The 11964-nt window shown below is 50.7% G+C and carries 8 protein-coding genes; 6 read left to right on the top strand and 2 right to left on the bottom strand.

What is annotated here, in order from left to right:
- Window positions 1–355: 355 nt before the first annotated feature.
- The gene (gene tsaD / locus ACEPSU_RS09490; protein ID WP_020088174.1) at window positions 356–1399 is read left to right on the top strand and encodes a tRNA (adenosine(37)-N6)-threonylcarbamoyltransferase complex transferase subunit TsaD; all 1044 of its coding nucleotides are present in this window, start codon (window positions 356–358) and stop codon (window positions 1397–1399) included.
- 30 nt (window positions 1400–1429) lie between these two features.
- Entirely contained in the window at window positions 1430–2503 is a 1074-nt protein-coding gene (locus tag ACEPSU_RS09485) for a winged helix DNA-binding domain-containing protein (RefSeq protein ID WP_395321283.1), read from the top strand.
- A 73-nt stretch (window positions 2504–2576) separates the two neighbouring features.
- On the opposite strand, the gene ACEPSU_RS09480 is transcribed toward ACEPSU_RS09485, so the two are convergent.
- Entirely contained in the window at window positions 2577–4529 is a 1953-nt protein-coding gene (locus tag ACEPSU_RS09480; protein ID WP_395321281.1) for an ABC-F family ATP-binding cassette domain-containing protein, read from the bottom strand.
- A gap of 388 nt (window positions 4530–4917) precedes the next feature.
- On the opposite strand from ACEPSU_RS09480, the gene ACEPSU_RS09475 reads away from it, so the two are divergent.
- The 3 genes from ACEPSU_RS09475 (at window position 4918) to groL (ending at window position 8557) form a co-directional block, all read left to right on the top strand.
- A complete protein-coding gene (locus ACEPSU_RS09475) occupies window positions 4918–5556 on the top strand; it encodes a redox-sensing transcriptional repressor Rex (protein ID WP_020088177.1) in 639 nt (212 codons plus the stop codon).
- A 1026-nt stretch (window positions 5557–6582) separates the two neighbouring features.
- On the top strand, window positions 6583–6867 hold the full coding sequence (groES, locus tag ACEPSU_RS09470; RefSeq protein ID WP_020088178.1) for a co-chaperone GroES: 285 nt from the start codon (window positions 6583–6585) through the stop codon (window positions 6865–6867).
- Between the two features lie 67 nt (window positions 6868–6934).
- Window positions 6935–8557, top strand: coding sequence for a chaperonin GroEL (gene groL / locus ACEPSU_RS09465; protein ID WP_020088179.1), 1623 nt, complete (start codon window positions 6935–6937; stop codon window positions 8555–8557).
- A gap of 84 nt (window positions 8558–8641) precedes the next feature.
- Here groL and ACEPSU_RS09460 read toward each other — a convergent pair whose 3' ends face one another.
- A complete protein-coding gene (locus ACEPSU_RS09460; protein WP_395321278.1) occupies window positions 8642–9484 on the bottom strand; it encodes a CatB-related O-acetyltransferase in 843 nt (280 codons plus the stop codon).
- A 598-nt stretch (window positions 9485–10082) separates the two neighbouring features.
- Here ACEPSU_RS09460 and ACEPSU_RS09455 point away from each other — a divergent pair.
- Window positions 10083–11918, top strand: coding sequence for an APC family permease (locus ACEPSU_RS09455; RefSeq protein WP_260340173.1), 1836 nt, complete (start codon window positions 10083–10085; stop codon window positions 11916–11918).
- Window positions 11919–11964: the final 46 nt, after the last annotated feature.

Here is an 11964-nt window from a genome sequence, read left to right as displayed (position 1 = left end):
CACATGACTTAGTGGTTGACCTAACATAGTTAAAAGTAGCGATAGTAGATAAGAAAAAAGGTTGTTGTTTGGTCGTGTCGGTTTAGTAGATATCAGCAATGAAAGTGCTGATGACGGTGCACGGGTTAAACCAGTGTGAGCCGTGAGGGCGGTGGCAATAGACCCAGCTGTGGGAATTCTCTTAGCGGCTGTGCCGCTTAGAGAATTGGTGTCTTTGAAACTCGGTTCGCAGAGGTTCAAAGCAAGTCCAGAGACCGTTCTTTGGCTCTGGACGTCCGCCCTCAGCGTTCCGGTCTATTGCCACCGCCCGGCAAGGCGCAAATGAGAGTTTAACCCAGTGTGAAGAGGAAGAGGAGTGAGTCCAACGGAAAAGCGAAATTTGATTTTAGCATTTGAATCGAGTTGTGACGAGACCAGTGTGGCGGTTATCGAGGATGGTCACAAGATCTTGTCCAACATCGTAGCGACCCAGATCAAGAGTCACCAACGGTTTGGCGGGGTCGTTCCCGAAGTTGCCAGTCGGCATCACATTGAAGAAGTGACGTTGTGCATTAAGGATGCTTTGGCCGAGGCCGAGGTGGGCTACGAAGATTTGGATGCCGTTGCGGTGACGTACGGTCCCGGATTGGTCGGTGCACTGTTGATTGGGGTCACAGCTGCCAAGACGGTGGCTTTCGCTCACAACTTACCATTGATTCCAGTCAACCATATGGCGGGGCACATTTACGCGGCCCGTTACGTGGAACCCATCGAATTTCCAGCGTTAGCTTTGCTGGTTTCCGGTGGTCACACCGAGTTGGTCTACATGCCTGCCGAGAATCAATTTGAAATCATCGGTGAGACGCGCGATGACGCTGCCGGCGAGGCTTATGACAAGGTCGGCCGGGTCATGGGTGTTAACTACCCAGCCGGAAAAACGGTCGATGAGTGGGCTCATCAGGGGAAAGATACGTTTAAGTTCCCGCGGGCCATGGAGAAGGACGACAACTTTGACTTTAGCTTCAGTGGGTTGAAGAGTGCGTTCATCAACACGACCCACCACGCTGACCAAATCGGCGAAACGCTGAGCAAGCAGGACCTCTCTGCCAGCTTCCAGCAAGCCGTTGTGGATGTGCTAGCCGAAAAGACCAAGCATGCGTTGGCCGATTATCCTGTGCATCAGCTGATCTTAGCTGGTGGGGTGGCTGCCAACAAGGGCCTGCGTGAACGCTTAGAACGTGATCTGCAGAGCAACCCAACGACGCATTTGGTTAAAGCACCGCTGAAGTTGTGTGGTGATAACGCCGCCATGATCGGCGCTTTTGCCTACGTGGCGTATCAGCACGGCGTTTTTGCCGATGCTACGCTAAATGCCGATCCTAGTCTGGAGTTTGACTGGGCGGCAGATTCCGTTAAATAATAAATACGTATAACTAGAGGAGGACGTCCCATGAATCAAGCCGAATTGTTTGCCTATCGCCTGTACCAACAGGGATTGTTAACGACGAGCGCTGAATTGGCGGCGCCTTTTTTTAATGTTGTGGGGATTCAGGCACAGAACCAGCGCGCAGCAGAGCTCAACGTTGCGTTGCAAACGGGGATAACCCGACCCGAGCTCCTGAAGTTTTACCGGGAGCAAGGCATCGTCCGGTCGTGGGCCCAGCGGTGGACGATTCACTTGCTGACGCCCACTGACTTGCGGTTGATCGTGTCGGCCCGCCAAAATGAGCGACTCCCCAAGGCTTACTTCTTGGGTGCCGAAGAGCATGTGCGTGCGGCGGCCGCTGCGATTGACCAACTCCTGCAGCAGACGGGGCGCTTGACGCGGGCGGCATATACTGCACATCTACAAACAACTTTTGCCTGGTATACCGAACGGCCCCATAACTTGGATTACGCCGTTCTACAAGTGTTGACGGCGCAGGGCAAACTGCAGATGGCACCAAGCATGAGTGGTCAGGACTGGCTGCTCCTGGCGCCAGCGACACCCACGCTATTGGATCAGCAGGCTGCAACGGCGGAATTGATTCGTCGGTACCTGCACGGCTTCGGTCCGGCAACACTGGCTGATTTTGTGAAATGGTCCGGCATTAAGGTCAGTCAGGTCCGACCGGCTTGGCAGGCAGTTTTGCCGGAATTAACGCCGGTGATGGTTGGACAGGAACAACTCTGGACGATTGATCCGATTTCCGCTGGTCAACTCACGGCGATTACGGATCAACTGGCTCACCTGACCGTGGTTGCGGCTAGTTTTAGTTCACCCATGACGGGCTACCTTGATAAATCCTGGTTGGCGCCAGAACCGGTTCGCCAGCAGTTATGGTCGAAAAATGGCATTCTCCGGGCACCGATTATTGCAAACGGTGTTGTCGTGGGAAAATGGACGACGCAAATCGGCCAGCGACAGATTGCGTTTGCAGTCGATGGCTGGGGAGCGTTCGACCATAATCAATTGGAAGAAGGTTTCGACCGTGTGGCCCGGTTTTTAGAGCTCGACTACGCTGGTTTTACTGAAAAGGCTTAGTTCTAGAAATAACTAAAAACGCGCCGCAACAGTTCACAATGAAGTGAGTTGCTGCGGCGCGTAGTTATTGGGGTTAATCGTCAAACTCTTCCAGTTCCAGACTCTTCTCCGTCCAAGCATCCTCAGTCTCGCTGAGTTGCGTGGTCACGGCGGTGAGTTGTTCTTGAAGGTCGGCGAGCTTGCCCGCATCGTTGAAGTTTTCTTCCTTACTCATTTCAGTTTCAACGGCGGTCTTTTGCTTTTCCAGATCACCCATTTGATCTTCCAGGGCAGTGACTTGACGACTCAGTTTACGTTTAGCCTTCGCCTGGTCCTTTTGCGCTTGGTAATCCACCTGTGTCTGCTTAGGGACGTCAACAGTGGGGTGAGCCGCCTCGGCTTCGGCAGCTTCCTTAGCGGCGTACGCGTCCTGCTCGGCTTTCTTAGACACATAGTAATCGTAATTTCCCAGGTAGCGCGTGGTACCTTCGGGGCTCAGCTCGACCACTTGCGTTGCCACTTGGTTGATGAAGTACCGGTCATGGGAAACGAACAGGATGGTCCCGTCGAATTCATTCAGGGCGGTCTCCAAGACTTCACGGCTATCGATATCCAGGTGGTTGGTCGGTTCGTCAAGCATGAGGAAGTTGTCGTGTTGCAGGGCTAGTTTCGTCAGCAGTAACCGCGCCCGTTCACCACCACTTAGGCTGTGAACGCTCTTGTCGACATCGCTCCCGGTGAAGAGAAAGCTACCAAGTATGGAGCGGATATCGCCCTCGGGGGTCGTGGGATGGTCGTCCCACAGCTCATGTAGCACGGACTTCTTGTCGTGCAGCGTGGCTTGATCCTGGTCGTAGTAACCGGTATCCACGCCGGTACCGAAGATGATCTGTCCCTGAATGGCTGGAATTCGACCGAGAATTGTCTTGAGCAGGGTGGACTTACCGATACCGTTGGGACCGACAATAGCAACGGCCTGATGTTTCTTGATATCTAAGGTAACGGGGGCCGCGAGAATCTGGCCATCGTAACCCACAGCACCGTTGACGACGTCCAGCACAACGTTACCGCTTTGGCGCTTCGGATGAAAACTGAAACGGGCAGCTTTTTCGTCGCCTTCTGGTCGGTCCATCTTATCCATCTTTTCTAATTGTTTGCGTCGGGCCTGAGCCCGTTTAGTGGTGGATGCCCGGACGATGTTCTTGTTGACGAAGTCTTCCAGTTTACCGATCTCGGCCTGTTGCTTGTCGTATTCCTTCCAAGCTAAGCGCAACCGTTCTGCCTTGGCAGCGATGTAGTGCGAGTAGTTACCGGGGTAGTGGTCGAGGCCACCATGAGCCATGTCGTAGACGTCGTTGACCACGTGATCGAGGAAGTACCGGTCATGGGAGACGACGAGGATGGCACCGGGATAACCTTGCAGGTAGCCTTCCAACCAGGTCAACGTTTCAACGTCCAAGTGGTTGGTGGGTTCGTCCAAGATCAAGAGGTCGGGACGTTCTAGTAGCAGTTTAGCCAGGGCCAATTGCGTCCGTTGGCCACCAGAAAGTTCATTAATTGGCTTATCATAGTAGCTTTCGTCAAACTCAAATCCGTGGAGCACACCACGAATTTCGGCTTGGTAGCCGTAGCCGTTTTGGTCGCTGAAATCTTGTTGGAGCTGATCGTAACTCGCCGAAACTTGTGCGAACCGTTCCTGATCGGCGGTCACGGTTGGGTCACTCATTTGCTGTTCCAATTCATGCATCCGGTTTTCCATGGCGATGAGCTTAGCAAAGACACTGAGCATTTCGTTCCAGACAGTCTTGGTTGACGCGAGACCGGCATTCTGAGCCTGATAGCCCAGGGTCAAGCCGCGTTTGGTCGTGATCTGACCGACATCTGGGGTGGTTTCACCAGCAATCATTTTTAATAGGGTTGATTTCCCTGCACCGTTGCGGCCGACGAGGGCCACCCGTCCGTGTTCAGGAACGTCCATACTGACGTTTTCGAATAGGACGGCGGCACCGAAGCGCCGGGTAACTTGTTGGACTTGTAAAAGAATCACGGTGAGCCAACCTCCTTTAGTGGTTTTTTGTGTTAGTTTTAGGGTTAAAGTTACGTTAGAAGTTGCCGCTGTTACGAATTGGCTAGCTTGCACGGCGTTAAATGCTGCCGCTTATCCGAAGCAAGTTGCCGTTATCCCTGTTGTCGGGTGAAAATGGTCCCAATGATAAGGGGAGATAGCGGACACTGATACCCACTATTTTAGCATATTCTCGAGAGAGACCGAAATTACGATTTAAATAGTGAAAAAAACTTGCAAATTCTTTCACAAGATGAACGGTTATGCTATAATCTATAAGAAAGTTGATTTCACAATCCAGACAATTATTTAAATAAGAGGCTATCGCTTGTGAACGATAGCCAGTTTCTTTGATTAGGAGGTCTCGTTTTTGACAGAACAAAAAATTCCCCGGGCGACCGCCAAGCGCTTGCCCATCTACTACCGTTACCTTAATATTTTACTTGATGCCGACAAAACCCGGGTGTCTTCGACTGAATTGTCCGAAGCCGTTAAGGTCGATTCCGCAACAATTCGTCGGGACTTCTCGTACTTTGGGGCCCTCGGTAAACGGGGCTATGGTTACGACGTTGAAAGTTTGATTAAGTTCTTTAAGAAGATTTTGAATCAGGACCGCTTAACGAGTGTTGCCCTGATTGGGGTCGGAAACTTAGGTCACGCCCTGTTGAACTTCAACTTCCATCAGGACAGCAACGTGCGAATCAGCGCCGCCTTTGACGTGAAGCAAGAGATTGCCAACACAATTCAAAGTGGGGTTCCCATCTATCCGATGACGGATCTACGGACGCAGTTGGAAGAACAACAGATTGAAGTGGCCATTTTGACCGTTCCATCCCAAGTGGCACAAGAGGTAACCGATGAAGCCGTGTCTGGCGGTGTCAAAGGTATCTTGAACTTCACACCACTGCGGATCACCGTGCCAAAGGGTGTCCGTGTCCAAAACGTGGACTTGACCAACGAGCTTCAAACGTTGATCTACTTCCTGGAACACTACAATAATTTAAGTTAATGGTTGAATCGCAGTCCTCATTTGGGGATTGCGATTTTTTTTGATTGTCCTTATCAATTTCGTCTGCGGTTGCCAGGGATTCCGTCACTGTGGGGGCCGCCTGCAGCCAAAGGGCGGGCTTCCAGCTCGGTTTGAAACCTCGCAAGGTTCATGCGAGTTTCCAAACACGTCCCACGCCGTAAGATCGGGAAAGAGCAAGCGCCCGATCTAACGCCGTCGTCACGGTTGGCGCCATCCCTGGTAGCCTCCGACTAAGGTAACTTCAGAACCATCATAGCCCCAAGTGGAGTGGATACTACCATAAGCTATAAGTCGACTAAGATTTTCTGGATTCTGAATAGGCTACTGAAGTTAGATAAGATCAATGATTAGTTTTGAGCGAAGCTAGGATGGGATTTTGCATTTTGAGAACAGAATGTCTAGACTGATCGGCTTACTATTGGGAAATCGTCAGTCTTTTCACTCGATTTGAAGCCTCGAAATTCACGAGTCTTCAGAGTTACCTGTGGTGTAAGCTGGTTCCAGAATAAATTGCCAGTTAACACCGCCCCCGCGGCTGGCTCAGTCAATTTTTAGGATAAAAGCGTATTTAGCCGGAGGAGGCCAGGGATGATGCCAGCCGTGACGGCGGTGTTAGTCCGGGCGCTTGGGCCTTCCCGGTCTTACAGTGCGGGACGTGTTTGGAAACTCACGCGAACTTCGCGAGGTTCTAAACCGAGCTGGAAGCCCGTTTCTTGGCTGGAAGCGGTCCCCACAGCGGCAGAATTCCTGGCAGTCGTAGGCGACAGTTCTCATCTAATGTGAAAAGACATCTAGACCGAAGCAACTGTTATCTGGAAAATGTAAAATTCGCTAAGCCTCTCAGCCACACCGGATAGCGCGTGGTGGGGGTGCTGAATCAAGGAATTTGTTTGTCAAATTCCTTGATTTTTAGAGGGAAAAACCATATATTAGATATTGTTGATTAGCACTTATGTTAGTCAAGTGCTAACAGTGCTAATAAGTAAGTTCATTGGAGGGATTCAAGTGTTAAAACCATTAGGAGACCGCGTCATTTTGGATCAACCAGAAGAAGAAGAAACCACGGTTGGCGGCATTGTGCTCGCAAGTAACGCTCAAGAAAAGCCACAAACGGCAAACGTTGTAGCTGTCGGTGATGGCCGTGTGTTAGACAATGGCGAAAAGGTAGCCCCAGCTGTTAAGGTTGGCGACAAGGTATTGTTTGATAAGTATTCCGGTACCGAAGTTAAGTACCAAGACACGACTTACCTTGTTTTACACGAAAAGGACTTAGTCGCAGTCGTCGACTAATCCAGTTTCCACTTAAGAAGACTATCCAAGATAATTCAAAAATTTTAGTATGAGGTGAATTTTTAAAATGGCTAAAGAATTAAAATTTTCTGAAGACGCCCGGAGCAAGATGCTTGCCGGTGTTGATAAGTTAGCTGATACGGTTAAGACTACCCTTGGACCTAAGGGACGTAACGTCGTTTTGGAACAAAGCTACGGCAACCCAACCATCACGAATGATGGTGTCACGATTGCTAAGTCCATCGAACTCGAAGATCACTTCGAAAACATGGGTGCTAAGTTGGTTTCCGAAGTTGCTTCCAAGACCAACGACATCGCTGGTGATGGGACGACCACTGCCACTGTTTTGACGCAAGCTATCGTCAACGAAGGTATGAAGAACGTGACTGCCGGTGCTAACCCTGTTGGTATCCGTCGCGGGATCGAAAAGGCTACGAAGGCCGCCGTTGATGGGTTACACAAGATGTCCCATGACGTTAAGACCAAGGACGATATCGCCCAAATCGCTTCAATTTCATCTGCTAGCCAAGACACCGGTAAGTTGATTGCCGATGCTATGGAAAAGGTTGGTAACGATGGGGTTATCACGATTGAAGAATCTCGTGGTGTTGATACCAGCTTAGACGTTGTTGAAGGGATGCAATTCGACCGTGGCTACATGTCACAATACATGGTTACCGACAACGACAAGATGGAAGCTAACTTGGACAACCCTTACATCTTAATCACTGACAAGAAGATTGCTAACATTCAAGACATTTTGCCATTACTGCAATCCGTTGTTGAACAAAGCCGTTCACTCTTGATCATTGCCGATGACATCACTGGTGAAGCCTTACCTACCTTGGTTTTGAACAAGATGCGTGGGACCTTTAACGTTGTTGCTGTCAAGGCTCCTGGCTTTGGTGACCGTCGTAAGGCTACCTTGCAAGATATCGCCGTTCTGACTGGTGGGACTGTCATCACCGATGACTTAGGTCTTAACTTGAAGGACACGACGATCGATCAATTGGGTCAAGCACAAAAGGTCAACGTTACCAAGGACAACACCACGGTCGTTGAAGGTGCTGGTGCCAAGGATCAAATCGCTGCCCGGGTTGCTGAAATCAAGGGCCAAATCGAAGAAACGACTTCTGACTTCGACCGTGACAAGTTGAAGGAACGTCTGGCTAAGTTAGCCGGCGGGGTTGCTGTTGTTCGTGTCGGTGCCGCAACTGAAACTGAATTAAAGGAACGTAAATACCGCATTGAAGATGCCTTGAACGCAACGCGTGCCGCTGTTGAAGAAGGCTTCGTTGCTGGTGGTGGGACTGCTTTGATCAACGTCATCAAGGACGTTGCCAAGGTTGAAGCTGAAGGCGACGAATTGACGGGTGTTAACATCGTTCTCCGTGCTTTGGAAGAACCTGTTCGTCAAATCGCTGAAAACGCCGGTGTCGAAGGTTCCGTTGTTGTTGAACACCTGAAGGGTGAAAAGGAAGGCATTGGTTACAACGCTGCCGACAACAACTACGAAGACATGGTTAAGGCCGGTATCACCGACCCAACCAAGGTTACCCGTTCTGCTCTGCAAAACGCTGCATCCGTTTCCGCTCTGTTGTTAACGACTGAAGCCGTTGTGGCTGACAAGCCAGAAGACAACCCAGCACCTGCAGCTCCTGCTAACCCAGGTATGGGCGGCATGATGTAAACATTAAATCACTAGCTTGCTAGTGTGAAATTGAAGAAGCCAACCGGCGATTGTCGGTTGGCTTCTTTGTGTTAGATTAGTGGGTTAGACGTTGAGCTTACCGGCCGTAGCCAGGTCAGTAAAGGTCGTCGTCGGTGGTGTAAAGGGTTGAAGATCGCCGGTTGCTACGAGAGTGCCAACCGTATCGATGAAGGTTTCGATGTCGTCATCGGGAGCCACACCGTGGAAGTCGCCGAAGCCGTACTGCCACCATTTCAGATTAACGAGTTGTTCAATAATGTAACTGGGAAAACGGAACTTGAGAATGCGCGCGGGGACACCGCCCACTACCGCATAGGGGGGCACGTCCTTGGTGACGACAGCTCCGCCCGCAATCACGGCCCCGTCACCCACAGTAATCCCGGTGGGGGCGAAGCGTACGTCCTGACCAATCCAGACGTCATTGCCGATGACAATTGGCCCGGCATTTGGAACGGGATTGGGTACGCGCTTGAACGTGTTGGCCGTATCTGCTAAGTAGTCGTTGAAGGCATCCACTGAGTGACTGTACGTCAACATTGACGTGGTAAATCGCTTGGTTGGATGGCTTCCTTGCATGCGGTTCACATTACTGGCAATTGATGAGTAGCGGCCAACAATGGTGTTTACCGGTAGGGCACTGTTAGCGGAACTGAAAGCGCCCATACTAAAGAAATGCCAGCCAGTGAGAAAGATACTGTAGGCCTCGGCCTGGAGACCCGTTGGTACACAGATCATCCGACCAAATGGGATTCGTGGCTGCGCAGTTCTCCGGGGTTGTGTATAGATGCGTCGTTGTGTTAGGAGCCGATCAAGCTCTGGTGTATAGGGCATGAGTTGATTCTCATGCGACCGTGTTGCCAATAGATTGTCTTGGAAAAAGGTGACGCCGTTGATTGTCGTTGTCATCGTCGAATTCCCCCCTTAAGTGTAAGTATACTATAAATTGCTTATAGGTTGATTAGCCGTGTTCGAAAGATTCAGTTGCTGGCGAACAGAACACTTGTTGACGGATGACTTGTAGGTGACGGTTGTCTTCACCGGGGCACTGTGCGGACCCGTAATGGTTTCGTAACGGCGTTTGTGAGTCGTATTGGGCTTGATATTTACTGGATATAGAGGGGCTAAATGGGGGATGCAGATGGGACGGAAATTAAGCGAGTTTGTACGGTAGATTAAATTAGTCATCTCGGTTAGGGCATTGTAAGCTGGGAAGAGTCGTGGTCAGGCAAGATTAGAACGGGCAAAGTTGGTGAATTTTCACAACGAGAGCGCCCAATTTGTGAAGCGCTTTCTTTTGCCGCTGGTCGGCAATGTTGAATGGGCAGTCAATTGATGCGACCACACCGTTTGCAGTTTTCTTAGTTGCTAAGCTGAACAAGAGTGGTATTGTTGAGCTAGTTGTAGTAGAATTACGTTTGCGTTTGAAATTGAAACGATTATAGAGACTTTAAAAGGCGGGTGTAGGCCCGTTTTCATTATTTATGGAGATAAGGAGTAAGTAGTCATGTGGCGTTATTTAAAGCGGGTTTTAATTGGTAAACCCCTAAAGACCATGGATGAAGGCGGTCAGGCGTTGACCAAGTTTAAGGCATTAGCCTTACTGTCATCTGACGCGTTATCCTCCGTGGCTTATGGTACTGAGCAAATTACCACAGTCTTAATCACCTTATCTGCAGCGGCCCTGATGTATCAATTGTGGGTTGCGGCGCTGGTCTTAATTCTGCTGTTTGCGATCACGCTTTCTTACCAACAGATCATTCATGCCTATCCGTCCGGTGGTGGCGCCTACGTGGTTGCCAGCACGAACTGGGGGCAATCGGCAGGGTTAGTTGCCGGGGGATCACTGTTGGTCGATTATATGCTGACCGTGGCCGTTTCAACGACATCTGGGACCGAGGCCATTACCTCGGCGATTCCGGCATTGTCGCCATACTCGGTGTTGATCTCAGTCCTGATTGTGATTGGGATCATGCTGTTAAACCTACGGGGGATGCGTGAGTCTGCAGCGTTCCTGACGGGGCCAGTTTATTTCTTCATTCTGATGATCTTCATCATGATCGGTGTCGGCTTCTACAACATCGTGACGGGCAATATTACCTACCACGCTTCGGCGCAGTTGGGTGGGTCCGTTTCCGGGATGACGCTGTTGCTGTTCTTGCGGGCGTTCTCGTCCGGGTCTTCCTCCCTGACCGGGGTGGAAGCACTCAGTAACGCGGTGCCAAATTTCAAGAAACCGAAGAGTCACAATGCGGCGGCAACACTGGCCATTATGGCAACGATCCTGGCCATCTTCTTTGGTGGCATCACGTTCCTCAGTTACTACATGGGGGTTCGACCACAGGCTGGCCAAACGGTCCTCTCACAGATTGCGAGCGGCGTTTTCGGTCACGGGGTCATCTACTATGTTCTGCAATTATCTACGGCACTGATCTTAGCCGTTGCGGCTAATACCGGGTTCTCGGCATTTCCAATTCTGGCGTATAACCTGGCCAAGGATAAATTCTTACCACACGCGTACTTGGACCGGGGAGACCGGTTGGGTTACTCCAACGGGATTATTTCTCTGGCTGTCGGGGCCATCGTCCTGATCTTCATCTTCCATGGACAAACCACGCTCCTGATTCCGCTGTATGCAATCGGGGTTTTCGTGCCATTTGTCCTGTCACAATCCGGAATGATTATTCACTGGTTCCGAACGCGTGAGGGCTTCTGGCAGGGAAAGGCGTTTATCAACCTTATCGGTGCGTTGATTTCACTAGCGCTGGTTCTGATTCTGTTGTTCATCCGCTTTGCCAATGTTTGGCCATACCTGATCATCATGCCACTGTTACTCCTGCTGTTTAACCGAATTCATCAGCACTACAAGCGAGTTGCCCGGCAACTGCGGGTAGCGGCGAAGACGAAGGCGGATATGCACGAGTATGACGGCGCAACGGTCATTGTCTTGGTCAGCAATATTACGCGGGTGACGGCTGGTGCCATCAACTACGCCCGATCTATTGGGGATTATGTGATCGCGATGCACGTGTCCTTCGATGAAAATCCAGAGAAGGAACACAAGACGGCGCAGGAGTTCAAGGAAGAGTTCCCGGACATTCGGTTCGTGGATATTCACTCGTCCTACCGGTCTATTGCGACGCCAACGTTGCGGTTCTGTGACGTGATCGCCAAACGGGCGGTTGAACGGAACTTCACGACAACGGTCTTAGTGCCGCAGTTCGTGCCGCGGCATCCATGGCAGAATATCCTGCATAACCAAACGGCGTTGCGCTTACGGACGACGTTGAACTCGCGGGAAAATATTATCGTATCGACTTATAACTATCACTTGAAAGAGTAGTGACTTCGCCCTCCAAAACCAACTTGGCTTTGGGGGGCTTTTTGAT

Source organism: Levilactobacillus parabrevis (assembly GCF_044051715.1).
Classification (GTDB): domain Bacteria; phylum Bacillota; class Bacilli; order Lactobacillales; family Lactobacillaceae; genus Levilactobacillus; species Levilactobacillus parabrevis.
This window is presented reverse-complemented; position numbering and strand designations above follow the sequence as displayed.

Bases quoted from the DNA above. Each gene is read 5' to 3' on its own strand.
- ACEPSU_RS09485 (WP_395321283.1), top strand. From the start codon at position 1,430: ATGAATCAAGCCGAATTGTTTGCCTATCGCCTGTACCAACAGGGATTG.
- groL (WP_020088179.1), top strand. From the start codon at position 6,935: ATGGCTAAAGAATTAAAATTTTCTGAAGACGCCCGGAGCAAGATGCTT.
- ACEPSU_RS09460 (WP_395321278.1), bottom strand. From the start codon at position 9,484: ATGACAACGACAATCAACGGCGTCACCTTTTTCCAAGACAATCTATTG.
- ACEPSU_RS09455 (WP_260340173.1), top strand. From the start codon at position 10,083: ATGTGGCGTTATTTAAAGCGGGTTTTAATTGGTAAACCCCTAAAGACC.